Source organism: Pseudomonas sp. Marseille-Q0931, assembly GCF_940789645.1.
Taxonomy (GTDB): Bacteria; Pseudomonadota; Gammaproteobacteria; order Pseudomonadales; family Pseudomonadaceae; genus Aquipseudomonas.
In genome coordinates, this window is the sequence record NZ_CALNWT010000001.1 from 130,341 (window position 1) to 146,838 (window position 16,498).

The 16,498-nt window shown below is 63.8% G+C and carries 15 protein-coding genes; 10 read left to right on the forward strand and 5 right to left on the reverse strand.

Features of this window, described 5'->3' with window-relative positions; all coding sequences use genetic code 11:
- Positions 1 to 78 precede the first annotated feature (78 nt).
- The 7 genes from P3C50_RS00675 (at position 79) to P3C50_RS00700 (ending at position 4,929) form a co-directional block, all read left to right on the forward strand.
- Positions 79 to 372: an aspartate-semialdehyde dehydrogenase gene (locus P3C50_RS00675; RefSeq protein ID WP_275544501.1), complete on the forward strand. Its 294-nt coding sequence runs from the start codon at positions 79 to 81 to the stop codon at positions 370 to 372.
- Positions 373 to 406: 34 nt separating this feature from the next.
- Entirely contained in the window at positions 407 to 1,006 is a 600-nt protein-coding gene (locus P3C50_RS00680) for an alpha-ketoglutarate-dependent dioxygenase AlkB family protein (protein WP_275544502.1), read from the forward strand.
- Complete coding sequence (locus tag P3C50_RS00685) at positions 1,003 to 1,164, forward strand: hypothetical protein (RefSeq protein WP_197856023.1); 162 nt, start codon at positions 1,003 to 1,005, stop codon at positions 1,162 to 1,164. The genes P3C50_RS00680 and P3C50_RS00685 overlap by 4 nt, the downstream gene beginning before the upstream one ends.
- Positions 1,165 to 1,363: 199 nt before the next feature.
- The gene (gene ccoM / locus P3C50_RS24145; protein WP_283088575.1) at positions 1,364 to 1,480 is read left to right on the forward strand and encodes a cytochrome c oxidase subunit CcoM; all 117 of its coding nucleotides are present in this window, start codon (positions 1,364 to 1,366) and stop codon (positions 1,478 to 1,480) included.
- A 195-nt stretch (positions 1,481 to 1,675) separates the two neighbouring features.
- Complete coding sequence (locus P3C50_RS00690; protein WP_275544503.1) at positions 1,676 to 3,664, forward strand: FUSC family protein; 1,989 nt, start codon at positions 1,676 to 1,678, stop codon at positions 3,662 to 3,664.
- The gene (locus tag P3C50_RS00695; RefSeq protein ID WP_275544504.1) at positions 3,651 to 3,854 is read left to right on the forward strand and encodes a DUF1656 domain-containing protein; all 204 of its coding nucleotides are present in this window, start codon (positions 3,651 to 3,653) and stop codon (positions 3,852 to 3,854) included. Before P3C50_RS00690 ends, P3C50_RS00695 begins: the two co-directional genes overlap by 14 nt.
- A 223-nt stretch (positions 3,855 to 4,077) precedes the next feature.
- The gene (locus P3C50_RS00700) at positions 4,078 to 4,929 is read left to right on the forward strand and encodes an HlyD family secretion protein (RefSeq protein WP_275544505.1); all 852 of its coding nucleotides are present in this window, start codon (positions 4,078 to 4,080) and stop codon (positions 4,927 to 4,929) included.
- A 269-nt stretch (positions 4,930 to 5,198) separates the two neighbouring features.
- Here the strand turns inward: P3C50_RS00700 and codA are convergent, their stop codons facing one another.
- The 5 genes from codA to P3C50_RS00725 all read right to left on the reverse strand — a co-directional run bounded on the left by codA (position 5,199) and on the right by P3C50_RS00725 (position 10,565).
- Positions 5,199 to 6,434, reverse strand: coding sequence for a cytosine deaminase (gene codA, locus P3C50_RS00705; RefSeq protein ID WP_275544506.1), 1,236 nt, complete (start codon positions 6,432 to 6,434; stop codon positions 5,199 to 5,201).
- A gap of 11 nt (positions 6,435 to 6,445) precedes the next feature.
- The gene (locus P3C50_RS00710; RefSeq protein ID WP_275544507.1) at positions 6,446 to 7,669 is read right to left on the reverse strand and encodes a PucR family transcriptional regulator; all 1,224 of its coding nucleotides are present in this window, start codon (positions 7,667 to 7,669) and stop codon (positions 6,446 to 6,448) included.
- Positions 7,666 to 8,937 (reverse strand): cytosine permease, encoded by a 1,272-nt coding sequence (codB, locus tag P3C50_RS00715; protein WP_275544508.1) that lies wholly within the window; start codon positions 8,935 to 8,937, stop codon positions 7,666 to 7,668. The genes P3C50_RS00710 and codB overlap by 4 nt, the downstream gene beginning before the upstream one ends.
- A gap of 210 nt (positions 8,938 to 9,147) precedes the next feature.
- Positions 9,148 to 9,618: a MaoC family dehydratase gene (locus tag P3C50_RS00720; protein WP_275544509.1), complete on the reverse strand. Its 471-nt coding sequence runs from the start codon at positions 9,616 to 9,618 to the stop codon at positions 9,148 to 9,150.
- Positions 9,615 to 10,565 carry an alpha/beta hydrolase gene (locus tag P3C50_RS00725; protein ID WP_275544510.1) on the reverse strand — a complete coding sequence of 317 codons (951 nt, stop codon included), beginning with the start codon at positions 10,563 to 10,565 and terminating at the stop codon, positions 9,615 to 9,617. Before P3C50_RS00725 ends, P3C50_RS00720 begins: the two co-directional genes overlap by 4 nt.
- Positions 10,566 to 10,782: 217 nt before the next feature.
- On the opposite strand from P3C50_RS00725, the gene fadD2 reads away from it, so the two are divergent.
- The 3 genes from fadD2 to P3C50_RS00740 all read left to right on the forward strand — a co-directional run bounded on the left by fadD2 (position 10,783) and on the right by P3C50_RS00740 (position 16,498).
- Positions 10,783 to 12,471, forward strand: a complete 1,689-nt coding sequence (gene fadD2 / locus P3C50_RS00730; RefSeq protein WP_275544511.1) for a long-chain-fatty-acid--CoA ligase FadD2 — start codon at positions 10,783 to 10,785, stop codon at positions 12,469 to 12,471.
- 390 nt (positions 12,472 to 12,861) lie between these two features.
- Entirely contained in the window at positions 12,862 to 14,550 is a 1,689-nt protein-coding gene (fadD1, locus tag P3C50_RS00735; RefSeq protein ID WP_275544512.1) for a long-chain-fatty-acid--CoA ligase FadD1, read from the forward strand.
- 262 nt (positions 14,551 to 14,812) lie between these two features.
- A complete protein-coding gene (locus P3C50_RS00740; protein ID WP_275544513.1) occupies positions 14,813 to 16,498 on the forward strand; it encodes a methyl-accepting chemotaxis protein in 1,686 nt (561 codons plus the stop codon).

Sequence of the window (16,498 nt, forward strand, 5' to 3'; positions counted from 1 at the left end):
TTAGTCGAAAGTGTAGTGAGCACGCCCTCAAGTAGCGTTTCGCGGGGCCGACAGCCTGACCAAAGGAGGTGCTGTTGCATGCTGCCACCGATTCCCCAAGGCCTGGTGCCGGTCACGGCCACGCAGGACGTGATCAAGCCCAAGCCCGAGATTCCTCCGGTGACCCCGGTCGAGCAGAGCGCCAGGGAAAGTGCGCTGAGCCTGGATAAGCGGCACCCGCAGGAAACTGAGGAGTTGCTGCGTGATGAACAGCGCCGCCGCCAGCGGCGTGGCTACACCCCGGAACAGTTGGCCGAGGCCGAGCCGGAAGAAGTGGAGCAGGCCCTTGGTGACTTACCTCGACAGGGACTGTGGGTGGATGTTGAAGTCTGAGACACTCTTTTCATTCTCTTTCATGTAGATCGTCATGCTGTTCGCTGATCCCTTGCCTGCCATCGCCGATGCCGAGCTGGACTACCTCCCCAGCTGGATGGACGCTGCTGTGGCTGACAGCTGGTTAGACGCGCTGGTCGAGCAAACGCCCTGGCAGCAGCCGGAACTGTTCATTCACGGGCGCTACCACCGCACGCCACGGCTCACCGCCTGGTACGGCGATACCGAGGCGCGCTATCGCTATTCCGGCAAGTTGCACGAGCCTATGCCCTGGACGCCGTTGCTTGACGAGATTCGTCAACGTGTCGTGAGGCAAGTCGGTCAGCCGCTCAATGCCGTGCTGCTCAACTACTACCGTGACGGCCAGGACTCCATGGGCTGGCACAGCGATGCCGAGCCGGAGCTGGGCCGTGATCCGCTGATCGCCTCGCTCAACCTGGGCGGCAGCCGGCGCTTCGACCTGCGCCGTGTTGGCAGCACGCGCATCGAACACTCGTTGACGCTGGAGCACGCCTCGCTACTGGTCATGCGCGGCCCGACCCAGCATCATTGGCAACATCAAGTGGCGAAGACGCGCCAAGCCTGCGCGCCACGCCTGAATCTGACCTTTCGCCTGATCCGGTTTCCGCTATGAGCAATGACGACAAGCTGATCGACTTCGCCGCCGAGCGCGACAAGCGTATCCACGACCTCAACGACAAGCGCCTCAACGAGATGCGCCAGGTCTTCGAGCAGGTGTTGCCGCTGGGCAAGGCCAGGAAGAAGTCCAAGAGCAAGCCCAAGAAACGCTGAAAGCGCTCCGATCTTCCCGCTGCGCCCTCCGTTGTGCAGCGTTTCCCGCCTCGAACCCCCTCGATTTCTTGACCTGGGTCAGTATTCCCTCAAGCCCGGTCACGCCTGCTCCTGAGCCATTGATCCAGGTCAATTTTCCCGCCGCCAGCGCTGATAACTTGAAGCCATCCCAGACAGACAGGCACAACAGGAGGCAGCCATGTTCGTCGATACAGTGGTTCTCGCCGGGGTCGGCACCGTACTTCTGATGGTCGCGTTCTTCGGGGGTGTTGGTTACTTCATCTGGAAGGATGCGCACAAGCGCAAGCCGAGCTGATCCTTCCAGTTCACAGGGCACGCAAGGCAATTCGGGCGACTTCGGTCGCCCTTTTTTTTGCTCGCGTTCTGGCGGGCTGAACGAATTGAACCTCTGGACAGATATAGTTAGCTAGCTAATAATTTAGTTTCGCATGGAGGCGGAACCCAATCGCTACAGCTATGTTCAGAGCTGAGATTTCTTCAGGTAGCCATCGTGCGTGACTCCTTGCTGGTGTTCCTTGCACCAAGCCCGCAAGCCGTTCAATTCGCCATCAAGACCCTTCTCGGCGGTGGTCTGGCGCTGTGGTGCGCGCTGCGTTTCGGCCTGGAGCAACCGCAGTGGGCGCTGATGACTGCATTCATCGTTGCCCAGCCGCTGTCCGGCATGGTGGTGCAGAAGGGCCTGGCGCGACTGCTCGGAACGCTGGTTGGCACCTTCATGGCCGTGGTGATGATGGGGCTTTTCGCCCAGGCGCCACTGCTGTTCGTGCTGGCCTTCGCCCTGTGGCTGGCGCTGTGCACGGCGGCCTCGACCATGTTGCGCAGCGCCTGGTCGTACTCCTTCGTGCTGGCCGGCTACACCGTCGCGATCATCGCCTTGCCGGCCATCGGCAAGCCACATGTGGTGTTCGACGAGGCCATCGCCCGCTGCACGGAAATCTGCCTGGGTATCATCTGCGCGACCCTTAGCAGCGCCTTGCTCTGGCCGCAGCGGGTCGAGCGGCAGCTGGCGCAGCAGGCACGTAACGCCTGGCAGGCCGGGGTGACAGCTTCGCGACAGGCGCTGGCCGGTGAGGCCGACTCGCGGCAGGGGTTGCTGGAGGTGCTGGCGCGTATTGTCGCCGTGGATGCCCAGCGTGAACATGCCTGGTTCGAGGGCGCGCGCGGTCGCCAGCGTGCCGTGGCGTTGCGGGTGCTGAGCCGCGATCTGCTCGGCATGTTGCGCCTGGCCCGCGGAGTCGCACGGCAGTGGCGACAGCTGGGCAGCGCCGAGGCGCAGGCCGTTGCGCCCTGGTTGCAGGTGGTAGACGAGCGCCTGCAGCAGGCGCAACCGACAGGTTTGCCGGAGTTGGTCGAGCAGCTGCGCCAGGCCGTGCAGGACGAAGAACTGAGCAGTGGCCAGCAACTTTGTCTCGAGCGGCTGATGGTGCTGCTGCTGCGCGTCGAGGACGCTAGCCGTGCCTTGCTCGCAGTCGAGGAGGGCAGGGCGCCGGCCGATGCGCCGCGCGCTCTGTCCTGGCATTACGACTGGCAGAGCGCGCTGGTGTATGGCTCGCGTAGCGCGCTGACCTTCCTGACCCTGGCGGCCTTTTGGCTGGCCACTGGCTGGACCCACGCCATCAGCGCTTTGCTCCTGGCTTGCGTGGTGTGCAGTTTGTTCGCCCGGCTCGAAGCCGCGCCGCAGATCGGCATGATGTTTCTGCGCGGCATCCTCTACGCGTTGCCGGTGGCGTTTTTCGTCGGGCAGATTCTCATGCCGCAGATCGACGGTTTCGTGATGCTTTGCATGGTCTTGGGCGTGCCGCTGTTCTTCGGCGTGCTGGGCATGGCCAAGCCGGCGACGGCGGCGACCTCGACCTCGTTCTGCCTGCACTTCATCGTTCTGTGCCTGCCGGCGCCGGGTGTCGGCTATGACGTCGCCTATTTCCTCAATGAGGTGCCGGGGATGCTCATGGGTGTCGGTTGTGCGGTGATGGCCTTCAAGCTGGTGGTGCTGCGCAATCCGGTCTGGCATGGGCGGCGCCTGATGCAGGCGATCCTGGCCGATCTCGGACGCCTCACTCGTCGCGACCTGGGCCGCGCCGAAAACTGGTTCGGCGGGCGCATGGCCGACCGTCTGCTGCAGCTGGCGCGGCACTATCCGGCGCGGCCGGACCAGGCGCGCAGCCGCTGGGACGATGGCGTCGCCGGTCTCGACCTGGGCGACGAGCTGCTGCACCTGCGCAAGTGCCTGGTCAATGCAGATGCCGGTTTGGCACGGTCGCAGCAGCGCTTCCTGGAGCGCCTCGATGACGCGCTGGAGCGTGGTCCCGCACCGGGCCGTGAAGACGATCTGAACGCGCCGGTGGCTGAACTGCAGGAAGCCCTGCGCGCCTGCACGCCGAGCATCGACAAGCGTCTGGCCGAAGCGGCGTTGTTACAGCTGCAGAACGGCTGGCGCCACTGGTGCCAGCTCAGAGGAGAGGCTAATGGGTTTACATGAATGGTCGCTGGGCGGCGTGTTACTGAGCCCAATGGCGATCTACGCGGTATTGGCGCTGCTGCTGACCGGCGTGTTGCGCCTGGGCCTGCAGCGCGTCGGGCTGTCGCGCTGGATCTGGCACGAAGCCCTGTTCGATTGTGCCCTGTATGTCTGCGTGCTGGCGGCCGTGATGGCCGTCCTGGCGATTTGAAAGCTTGCCAGCACCTGCTGCGCGCCGGCCCTGCGGCGTTAAAAACAGGGTCGGCAAGCCGCTTGCGGCTAACGCACTTCAGTGCGGCCCCGAAGGGGCGAGCGCAGCGAGTAATGCTCATTTACAAACTCGTAAACTCCGCTTCCTCGCCTGTTTTTGCCTTGCATGGCTCTAGCTCGCAAGATGCTGAACAAGCTTTGCGGAGACATTGAAGGAGTGCGACATGCGTTCGACCATCCGCGTCGGCATCACCCTGGCCATGGTAGTGGCGGCGATCTTTGCTGGCTCCTGGATCTGGCAGCACTACATGTATTCGCCCTGGACCCGCGACGCCCGCGTGCGCACCGATGTGGTGACCATCGCTCCGGACGTGTCCGGCTGGGTACTCGAGCTCAAGGTGCGCGACAACCAGCAGGTCAAGGCGGGCGATCTGCTGATGAGCATCGACCGCGATCGCTATCAGGCGGCGGTGGATAAAGCCAAGGCGGTGGTGGACATTCGCCGCCAGCAGTTGAGCCTGCGCGAGCACGAGGCTTCGCGTCGCTCTCGGCTGGGCGCCCAGGCGATCAGCGCCGAGCTGCTGGAGAACGCGCAGATCAATGCCGAGATGGCGCGTGGCGAGTACCGTCAGGCGCAGGCCGATCTGCGTGTGGCCGAGCTGAACCTGGCGCGCAGCGAAGTGCATGCCCCGCGCGACGGGCAGATCACCAACCTGGTGCTGGCCCAGGGCAACTATGTGAATGCTGGGCAGGCGGTGATGGCGCTGGTCGATACCCAGTCGTTCTACGTGCAGGCCTATTTCGAGGAAACCAAGCTGCCGCGCATACAGGTTGGCGCACCGGTGGAGGTCTGGCTGATGGGCGGGGACCAGCAGATTCGCGGCGAGGTGGAAAGCATCAGCCGTGGCATCACCGACCGCAATGTCAGCCCGGACGGGCAACTGCTGGCCGATGTCGAGCCGACCTTCAACTGGGTTCGCCTGGCGCAGCGCATTCCGGTGCGCATCAAGATCGATCAGGTGCCCGAGGGCATGCTGCTAAGCGCCGGCATGACCGCCAGCGTGCGGGTGGAATAGGGCTGTTTCGTAGTTGTAGGAGTGGCTTCAGCCGCGAGCGCTTCAAGCGTAATCGCGGCTGAAGCCGCTCCCACGGTCGCTGTTCGCATGAGGATTATCGTGTTTGCTCTTCTGTCGTTTATGGGGGATCAAACTGGACGATGTGCCCAAGGGATTGCTTGAGCGACGACATGACTCCAGCATGCGGAAGAAGTAGGGCTTGTAGGAGCGGCTTCAGCCGCGATCCTTTTGGAGGCTGTCGCGGCTGAAGCCCCTCCCACATTTGGACGTCAGTCGCGCTCGATGCTGGCCGGCGTACGGCGCATCAGCACCTTGCCATGGCGCACGGACACCAGTGCATGGCCCTGGCTGCGCACCATCTCGTAGTCGTCCGGCGCCGAGAGGATCAGCAGGTTGGCCGGGCGGCCCACTTCCAGACCGTAACGCTCACCCAGTGCCAGGGCACGCGCCGAGTTGTCGGTGATCAGATCCAGGCTGCGCTTGAGGTCTTCATAGCCAAGCATATGACAGATGTGCAGGCCAGCTTCGAGGATGCGCAGGATGTTGCCGTTGCCCAGCGGGTACCAGGGATCGACGATGGAGTCCTGGCCGAAGCAGACGTTCATCCCGGCGCGGTCGATTTCCGCCACGCGGGTCAGGCCGCGGCGTTTCGGGTAGGTGTCGAAGCGGCCCTGCAGGTGGATGCTCTCGGTGGGGCAGGAGATGAAGCTGATGCCGCTCATCTTCAGCAGGCGGAACAGCTTGGAGCAGTAGGCGTTGTCGTAGGAGCCCATGGCCGTGGTGTGGCTGGCGGTGACGCGTGCGCCCATGCCGCGCACGCGAGCTTCTTCGGCCAGCACTTCGAGAAAGCGCGACTGCGGGTCGTCGGTCTCGTCGCAGTGCACGTCCACCAGGCAGCCGGTGCGTTCGGCCAGGTCCATCAGGAACTTGATCGACGACACGCCCTGGTCACGGGTGTTCTCGAAATGCGGGATGCCGCCAACCACGTCGGCGCCCAGTTCGATGGCCTGTTCCATCAGCGCGCGACCGTTTGCGTAGGACTCGATGCCCTCCTGCGGGAAGGCGACGATCTGCAGGTCGATCAGGTGGCGGGTTTCCTCGCGTACTTCGAGCATTGCCTTGAGCGCGGCTAGGGTCGGGTCGGTGACGTCGACGTGGGTGCGCACGTGCTGGATGCCGTGGTCGACCAGCATGTCGATGGTTTTCTTGGCGCGGGTCTTGGTGTCTTCATGGGTGACCAGCGCCTTGCGCTCGGCCCAGCGCTCGATGCCTTCGAACAGCGTGCCGCTCATGTTCCACGCCGGCTCGCCGGCGGTGAGGGTAGCGTCGAGGTGGATGTGCGGCTCGACGAAGGGCGGCACGACCAGGTTACCGGCAGCGTCGAGGTCGCCGTCGGCGATGGGATGCAGTGCGTGCTGGGCGTCGATGGCGGCGATGCGCTCGCCGTCCAGGGTGATGCGGTGCAAGCCGTCGCGGCCGCGCAGGCGGGCATTGTGGATGATCATCAGGTTTCCTCTCAGGCAGGCGACGACAGGCGCCGGATCAACAGCGCGACGCTGATGTTCAGACGGTCGTGCGGGTCTTCGAACGAGCAGCCGGTCAGCGCTTCGATGCGCTGTAGACGGTAGCTCAGGGTATTGCGGTGAACGTTCAGGCGTTGCGCGGCCAGGGCCAGATTGCCGTTCTCGGCGAACCAGGCCTCCAGCGTCGGCATCAGCACCGGTTGGTGGCGCGAATCGTCGCCGATCAGCGGGCCGACCACGCGTTCGACGAAGCGATCGAGCAGGCTGCGATCGCGAATTGCGCCGAGCAGCTCCAGCACGCCCAATTCATTGAAACTGCACAGCCCCAGGCGCTCGGGGAAACGCTGTGCCACGGCCAGAGCCTGGCGTGCTTCACCCAGGCCCTGGGCGAAACGCGGTGCGTCGCAGCCGGCACTGCCCAGGCCGAGGAACAGGCGTAGCGGGCCGAGCTGCGGGCGCAGTTCGGCGAGCAGCGCGGTCATGGCCTGGCGGTTGCGCGCTTCGGTGTGGGTATCGGGGCAGGGCAGCAGGGCTATCCAGTGGCGGCCCTGGCTGACCAGCGGCAGCGCGTTGCCGAGTTCGCCGAGGCTCTGCTCCAGGCGCCGTTGCAACAGTTGCTGGCGGCTCTGCAGCTGGCGCTCGGCGTCTTCGTCGGGCAGGTCGCCGAACAGTTGCTCGCTACCGTCGAGGCGCAGGAGCGCTACCTGGCGCGGCACATGCAGCGCCAGGCCAAGGCTGTCGCCGCGTTGCAGCAGGATGTCGAGTGACTGGTAATCGCCGTCGAGCACCTGCTCCAGCACGTGCTGGCGCGAGCGGCCGAGTTGTTGTGCGTGAACCAGTGCGGTGCCGATGGCCTGGGTGACCACCACCATCTTCAGCGCGTAGGGCTGCTCGATCAGTGGCAGGTTAAGGCGCTCTGCTTCGGCGATGACGCTGGGCGGGATCGCCTGGATGAACTCGGCGCCGGTGAGGATGACAAGGCCGGCGACCACGCGCTCATGGCCTTCGCGTACCAGGCGCAGCAGGTTGGCTTCGTCACGCGGGTGGTTGATGCCGGTGACGAAGATCAGCTCGCCGCCCATCACCCAGTCGGCGATACCTTCGTTCTCGGCCACGTAGGGCCAGCGCACGGCATTGTCGCGTCCGGCCTGGCCGGCACGCAGGCGCATGCTGTCCAGGCCGGGCAGGGCGAGTATGTCGGCGACGGTCAGACTCACGCGCCGGCGACCTGCTGGCGGCCGGCCAGGGCCTTGTTCAGCTCGAACAGCACGACATAGGCAGCAGCTGCCACGGCGATGCCTACCAGCGGCGCGACCCAGGGCGAGAAATAGGCGCTGAGTGCACCGATCAGGTAGGCGCCCAGGCCGACCCAGTTGAATGCCGGCAGGCTCGCATCGGCCAGTTTCGGGTAGCGCGCGCGGTGGCCGTAAAAATAGTCGGCCATGATCACCCCGCCAATCGGTGGGATGACCGAGCCGAGCAGGATCAGGAAGGGAATCAGCATCTCGTACATGCCGCCGATGGCCAGCAGCGTGCCGATGCCAGCGCCGACCAGGGTCACGGTCTTGCGCTTGCCGGTGCGCAGCAGGTTGCAGCCGGCGGCGGCGAAGTTGTAGATGGTGTTGTCCTGGGTCGTCCACAGGTTGAGAAAGAGCATGACCACGGCGGCCATGGACAGCCCCTGCAGCACCAGCACTTCGACCACATCGGGTTGCTGGTAGACGATGGCGCCATAGGCCCCGGCGATGATCATCAGGCCGTTGCCGATGAAGAAGCCGAGCAGGCTGGCTAGCACCGCAACGCGGCCGCTCTTGGCGAAACGCGTCCAGTTGGTGGCCTGGGTGGCGCCGCTGACGAAGGTGCCGAACACCAGGGTGATGGCCACGCTCAGGCTCATGCTCTCCCTGGGCTCGACCGCCAGCAGGCCGGCGAGGCCGCCGATATCGCGGGTGGCGATCCACAGCGAGGCGACCAGTAGCACCAGCATGGCCGGTACGGCGACGCGCGAGAGCAGGTCCAGGCCCTTGTAGCCGACGAAGGCGGTGAGACAGAAGCCGAAGCCGAACAGCACCATCAGCGGGATGGTCAGGCCTTCGGGCAGGCCGAGAATCTTCACCAGGACGATGGCGACGGTCGCCGTACCCCAGGCGTACCAGCCGATCTGGGTGAAGCCCAGGAGCACGTCGGACAGCTTGCTGCCCACCTCGCCGAAGCAGAAACGGCCCATCAGCACGGAGTTCAAGCCGCTGCGGCAGGCGATCAGGCCCAGCACGGCAGCGTACAGGCCGAGCAGCAGGTTGCCGATCACCGCAGCCCAGAGCAGGGTGGTGAAGTCGAAAGCCATGCCGATCTTGCCGCCGGCGAACATGGTGGCGGTGAAGAAGGTGAAACCGAATAGCAGGATGGCGGTGGAGAACAGTCCCTTGCGCGCGCCGTTGGGCACCTCGCTCAGGGGGTAATCGCTATCGGGGGTGGCACTGCTCATGGGCCTGGCTCCGGTTGAGGTGATGAAGCCTTGGCGATAGCAGGGGACGTGCCAGAACGCAGCGCAGCAGTCTGTTTGGCAAGGTGGTCAAAGGGTTTTGTGCGAATCGCACAAAGAAACGCACTTATGCAGTGCCAGGTCGCTCAAGGTTTGTGATTTTAGAACAAAACTGGTGCGCGCTGCAGCGGTCGCGCACCAGCTTGCAGCGCCTCAGTTGACGGTGACTTGCGGCATGGCCGGCATGGTCACGGTCTGCTCGGCGCTAGGGGCGAGCACTTCCGCTTCGCCGTCGACCACCTGCTTGCCGTCCTGGTTGTACACGCGGGTGGCGATGCGCACGCGGTTCTTCGGCAGTTTTTCCAGCACTTCCAGCTTCACGGTCAGGGTGTCGCCGAGTTTCACCGGGCGGGTGAACTTGAGCTGCTGGCCAAGGTAGATGGTGCCCGGGCCGGGCAGGTTGCAGGCGATGGCGGCGCTGATCAGGGCGCCGGTGAACATGCCGTGGGCGATACGCTCCTTGAACATGGTCTCGGCGGCGAACGCGGCGTCCAGGTGCACCGGGTTGTTGTCGCCGGAAACGGCGGCGAACAGTTGCACGTCGCGCTCTTCGACCTGCTTCTCGAAGCTCGCCTGCTGGCCGACTTCGAGGGCCTCGTAGGGGATATTGGTTACCTGGGTCATGGACACTCCTTGCTTGGGCTTCGACCATGGCTCAGCGCCTGCTGCAGCCAATCGATCAAATGGGCGGTGACCTCGTCGCGATTGCTCTCGTTGAGCAGCTCGTGACGGGCCTCGGGATAAATCTTCAGTTGCACGTCGCGCACGCCGGCCTCGCGCAGGGCGCCGGCGAGATCTTCCAGACGCTTGCCGTCGCTGACCGGGTCGCGTGAGCCGCCGATCACCAGCAGCGGCAGGCCGGCATCGATCTGCGCCAGGTTCGCTTTTGGGGTGATGTATTGCAGGCCGCCGAGCAGGTCGCACCACAACTGCGTGGTGCAGACGAAACCGCATAGCGGGTCGGTCACGTATTTGTCCACTTCCGCCGCGTCACGGCTGAGCCAGTCGAAGGCCGTGCGGTTGGGCTTGAAGGCCTTGTTGAACGAGCCGAAGGAGAGGAAATCAATGACCCGGCTGCGGCCTTTCGGCCCCAGGCGCCAGCGCTCGAAGCCGGCGATCAGGCGGGCGGCTTTGTACAGCGCAACGGGCTGGTAGTTGGAGCCGGACAGCACGGCGCCCTGCAGGCTGCAGCTATGCCCCATCAGATAGGCCATGCCGATATAGCTGCCCATGCTGTGGCCGAAGAGGAGGATCGGCGCCTGCGGGTAGCGCTGGCGGATATGGTGATTGAGCGAGGCCAGGTCGCCGACCACCTTGTCCCAGCCGCCTTCGTCGGCGTAGTGGCCTAGCACGCCTTGCGCGGCGCTCTGGCCGTGGCCGCGCTGGTCCAGCGCATAGAGGTCGAAGCCGGCGGCCACCAGGCTTTCGGCCAGGCGTGCGTAGCGCAGGCTGTGTTCGGCCATGCCGTGGGACAGCATGACCACCGCCCGCGGCGGCTGATCACCGTGCCAGTGGTTGACGTGCAGGTGCAGACCGTCCTGAGTGGCCAGGGGGAAGACGTAGTGGCGCATGGCGAATCCTTGTGCCGGAGATTGGCGGCATTGTGCACCTTGCCCAGCATCAGGCAAAGCGTCGCGGTCTTTCTCGATGCCGCAAAGATCGGTTACGAATCGCTACATTTAATGCGAAATTCAGCCCATCAATGACGCCTTCGAGCTATTTGCGGCTCGGCTCTAAACTGCTACTTTCCGGGCAGTCAGATCACTTCAGGGGAAGAGGACAAGAACAATGCAACCTGATTTCTGGAACGACAAACGCGCCCCTGGCGTGCCCAACGATATCGACCTGTCCAGCTACAAGTCGGTAATCGAGGTGTTTGAGCGCTCGTGCAAGCGCTTCGCCGACCGTCCGGCCTTCAGCAATCTCGGCGTCACGCTGAGCTATGCCGAGCTGGATCGCCTCTCCGCGGCCTTCGCCGCCTACCTGCAGAAGCAAACCGACCTCAAGCCGGGCGACCGCATCGCCGTGCAGATGCCCAACGTGCTGCAGTATCCGGTCGCGGTGTTCGGCGCCATGCGCGCCGGGCTGATCGTGGTCAACACCAACCCGCTGTACACCGCTCGCGAGATGCGCCACCAGTTCAAGGATGCCGGGGTGCGTGCGCTGGTGTACCTGAACATGTTCGGCAAGCTGGTCCAGGAAGTTCTGCCCGATACCGAGATTGAGTACCTGATCGAGGCGAAGATGGGCGACCTGCTGCCGAGCCTCAAGGGCTGGCTGGTCAATACCGTGGTGAAGAAGGTCAAGAAGATGGTGCCCGACTACCATCTGCCGCAGGCCATCCCGTTCAAGCAGGTGCTCAAGCAGGGGCAGGGCCAGGCGCTGACGCCGGTCAGTGCCAGCCATGACGATATCGCCGTGCTGCAGTACACCGGCGGCACCACCGGCGTGGCCAAGGGTGCCATGCTCACCCACGGCAACCTGGTGGCCAACATGCTGCAGGTCGACGCCTGCCTGTCGCAGCTCGGGCCGGACGGCACGCCGCTGATGAAGCAGGGCCAGGAGATCATGATCGCGCCGCTGCCGCTGTATCACATCTATGCCTTCACCGCGAACTGCATGTGCATGATGGTCAACGGCAACCACAACGTGCTGATCACCAACCCGCGCGACATTCCCGGCTTCATCAAGGAGCTGGGCAAGTGGAAGTTCTCCGCGCTGCTGGGCCTCAATACCCTGTTCGTCGCGCTGATGGATCATCCGGATTTCAAAAACCTCGACTTCTCCAGCCTCAAGGTCACCAACTCCGGCGGTACCGCGCTGGTCAAGGCGACTGCCGAGCGTTGGCAGCAGATGACCGGCTGCACCGTGGTGGAAGGCTACGGCCTGACCGAGACCTCGCCAGTGGCCAGCACCAACCCATACGGCGACAGGGCGCGCCTGGGCACGGTCGGCATTCCGGTGCCGGGCACGGCGTTCAAGGTGATCGATGACGACGGCAACCAGCTGCCGGCCGGCGAACGTGGCGAGCTGTGCATCAAGGGTCCGCAGGTGATGAAGGGCTACTGGCAGCGTGAGGAAGCCACCGCCGAGGTGCTCGATGCCGAAGGCTGGTTCAAGACCGGCGACATTGCGGTGATCGATCCGGATGGTTTCGTGCGCATCGTCGATCGCAAGAAGGACATGATCATCGTCTCGGGTTTCAACGTGTACCCCAACGAGATCGAGGACGTGGTCATGGCGCACCCGAAAGTCGCCAGCTGCGCGGCTATCGGCGTGCCGGACGAGAAATCCGGCGAAGTGGTCAAGCTGTTCGTGGTGCCGCGCGATGGCGGTGTGACTGTCGAAGAGCTCAAGGCCTACTGCAAGGAGAACTTCACCGGCTACAAGGTGCCCAAGCACATCGTGTTCAAGGACTCGCTGCCGATGACCCCGGTCGGCAAGATCCTGCGCCGCGAACTGCGCGACATCGCCTGACCCAGAAGCCCCTTCCCGCTGCAGGGAAGGGGCTTTCCCGCCCCCGCTGCCACTGGCAGCCCGATTGTTGTGATTTAGTAACCGCCAGTGCCTGTTGCATGCTCTACCGCACTGCATCGGTCACACTTACGCGCTAGGCTGCAAACGCTGCAATATGCGAGCTAGAGGCTTTTCGCGGGCTATCGGCAGAAAAGATAGGTCGTGACTTTTCCGAGTTTTATAGTCACTTTTGCGACTGTTCTGGCCAGGTTTGATGCTGGTGAGCCTCTGGCAAAGCTGCTACTCTCGGCGCGCTTCCGGGCCGTGGGCCAGCGGGATAGCGAGCTAAATACACAACAAACAACCGCCGTCGCGCGGTGAAGATCAGCTGTTGCTTAGGAGTGGGCTTCCATGACCGAAAACTTCTGGCAGGACAAGTATCCCGTTGGGGTTGCTGCCGAAATCAATCCCGACCAGTACCCGAATATCCTCGCGGTACTGCAGGAGTCCTGCCAACGCTTCGCCGACAAGCCTGCTTTCAGCAACCTGGGCAAGACGCTCACCTACGGCGAGCTCTACAAGCTCTCCGGTGACTTCGCCGCCTACCTGCAGAAACACACCGATCTCAAGCCCGGCGACCGCATCGCCGTGCAGTTGCCCAACGTTCTGCAGTACCCCATCGTCGTCTTCGGTGCCATGCGTGCCGGTCTGGTGGTGGTCAACACCAACCCGCTGTATACCGCGCGGGAGATGGAGCACCAGTTCAACGACTCCGGCGCCAAGGCGCTGATCTGCCTGGCCAACATGGCCCACCTGGCCGAGCAGGTCGTACCCAAGACCGGCGTGAAGACGGTGATCGTCACCGAAGTCGGCGACATGCTGCCGACCTTCAAGCGTCTGCTGGTCAATGCCGTGATCAAGCACGTGAAGAAAATGGTGCCGGTCTACCACCTGCCGCAGGCCGTCAAACTCAACGACGCCCTGGCCAAGGGCCGCGGCCAGAGCTTCAGCGAAGCCAACCCGAGCAACGCCGATATCGCCGTGCTGCAATACACCGGCGGCACCACCGGCGTGGCCAAGGGCGCTATGCTTACCCATCGCAACCTGGTCGCCAACATGCTGCAGGTCAAGGAGCTGATGGGCGCCAACCTCAATGAAGGTTGCGAGGTGCTGATCGCGCCGCTGCCGCTCTATCACATCTATGCCTTCACCTTTCACTGCATGGCGATGATGCTGATCGGCGGCCACAACATCCTGCTGACCAACCCGCGCGACCTGCCCTCGGTGGTCAAGGATCTGGGCAAATACCGCTTCACCGGTTTCGTCGGTCTCAACACCCTGTTCGTTGCCCTGTGCAACAACGAGGACTTCCGCAAGCTGGACTTCTCCAGTCTGAAACTCACCGTCTCCGGCGGCATGGCCCTGCAACTGGCCACGGCCGAGCGCTGGAAGGAAGTCACCGGCTGCGCCATCTGCGAAGGCTTCGGCATGACCGAGACCAGCCCGGTGGCCACGGTCAACCCGTTCAGCGCCATCCAGCTTGGCACCATCGGCATCCCGGTGCCCTCGACGCAGTGCAAGATCGTCAATGACGACGGGCAGGAGCTTCCCATCGGCGAGATCGGCGAGCTGTGTGTGAAAGGCCCGCAGGTGATGAAGGGCTACTGGCAGCGCCAGGAAGCCACCGATGAAATCCTCGATGCCGAAGGCTGGCTGAAAACCGGCGACATCGGCCTGATCCAGGAAGACGGCTACCTGCGTATCGTCGATCGCAAGAAGGACATGATTCTGGTGTCCGGCTTCAACGTCTACCCGAACGAGCTGGAAGACGTGCTGGCGACGCTGCCGGGCGTGCTGCAGTGCGCCGCCATCGGCGTGCCGGACGAAAAATCCGGCGAGGCGATCAAGGTGTTCGTGGTGGTCAAGCCCGGCGAGAGCGTGACCAAGGAGCAGGTGATGGAGCATATGCGCGCCAACCTCACCGGCTACAAGGTGCCCAAGGCCGTCGAGTTCCGCGACGTGCTGCCGACCACCAACGTCGGCAAGATCCTGCGCCGCGAACTGCGCGACGAAGAGCTGAAAAAGCTGGGCAAGAAGTGATAGGTGCCCGCTGAAACGAAAACCCGCTGCGGCGGGTTTTTTGTTGCCTGAAAATATAGCGGTGAGGCGGAACGCCGCAGGCGGCGCGCTAATTTGCCGCTAACGGCTCCCATCTACAGTTATTTTATTGATTCTGGATATTCATTCTGTTGCGCAGATCGCTGGTCATACCAGTTTTTGCGTTTCTCTGTTCTTTTGCTGTCGTGCTATTGGCAATATGCCAGCTCTATAACATCAAAGCGCCGGTAAAGGTGTACTGCCAATGATCTTCTCGCTGCGTCTGCGTTCCAAAGTGCTGTTGCTGGCTTTGGGGCCTATCTGCCTGTTGACCCTGTTACTCAGCACTATCGCGTTCGTCGTTCTCGGCAATCTGGCCAATCAGCAGGAGGCCCAGACCCGGGCCAAGCTGGTGGCCGACCGCAAGGCGGAGATCAAGCAGTACGTCGAGCTGGCGCTGAACGCGTTTGCGCCGCTGTACCAGGCGTCCGCCGATGGCGACATGAATGCGCGCGCCCAGGCCGTCGAGGTGCTGAAGCGCTTGTCATACGGCGCGGATGGTTATTTCTGGGGGTATGACAGCGACGTCCGCCGCGTGCTGCAGGGCAACACCAACGATCGCATCGGCGAGGACTTCAGCGGTTACCGCGACCCCAACGGTGTCTACGCCATTCGTGAGCTGGTGCGAGCTGGCACCGACAGCAGCCATTACGTCGACTACAGCTTCGTTCTCGGCGATAGCAAGGTGCTGGTGCCCAAGGTCGGCTACTCGCACTATCTGCCGAAGTGGAAGATGGTCTTTGGTACCTCGGTCAATCTCGACGGCGTGGAGCGCGACGTCCAGGCCGCGCGTGCACAGTTCCAGGAGAGCGTCGACCGCCTGCTGATGGTCATGGCCGGCTCTGCCGTTGGCCTGTTGCTGGTGCTGGCCCTGTTGTCCCTGCCGCTGGCGGCGTCGATCACCAAGCCGGTGCAGCTGATCAAGAGCAAGCTCGATGACATGGCCGCTGGAGAGGGGGATCTGACCCAGCGCCTTCCGGTCACCAGCCAGGATGAGTTGGGGGAGCTGGCGACATCATTCAATGCCTTCGTCGCCAAGATTCATGCGCTAGTGCAGCAGGTGTCGGTGACCACCGACCAGCTCTTCGGCCTGGTCGGCGGCGTGTCCAGCCAGGCCCAGCGCTCCGAACAGGCCATGGCCGGGCAGCGTCACGAGACCGAGCAGGTCGCCACCGCCATCAACGAGATGTCCGCTGCGGCTCATGAGGTAGCGCAGAGCGCCCAGCGCGCCGCCGAGGCTGCGCGCGAGACGGATCAGCAGGGGCAGGAGGCCAAGCGGGTGGTCGACGACAGCATCGCCCACATTCATGATCTGGTCGGTGAAGTGCGCAGCAGCAGTGAGTCGCTGGACAGTCTGCGTCGCGACGTACAGGGCATCGTCAGCGTGCTGGAGGTGATCCGCGCGATCGCCGACCAAACCAACCTCCTGGCTCTCAATGCCGCCATCGAGGCGGCGCGCGCGGGGGAGGCGGGGCGCGGTTTCGCCGTAGTGGCCGATGAAGTGCGCGCGCTGGCCAGCCGCACCCAGCAGAGCACGGGCGAGATTCAGGGCATGATCGACCGTCTGCAGAATGCCACTGGCGAGGCGGTCGCGGCGATGCAGCGCGCCAGCCAGATGGGTGACAGTACCCGTGAGCAGGCCGGCCATGCCGGTGAGGCGCTGGACAGCATCGCGGTGCTGATCGGCACCATCAACTCGATGAACGCGCAGATCGCCAGCGCCGCCGAGGAGCAGACGGCAGTGGCTGAAGAGATCAACCGCAGCGTGCATCAGATCGCCGTCGCGGTGGACGAAGTCGCCAGCGACGCGGCGCAGGGTGCGCAGGCCGCTCGCGCCCTCGACGGCCTGGGCGGTCGCCTGCAGAGTCTGGTCGGTCAGTTCCGCGTCTGA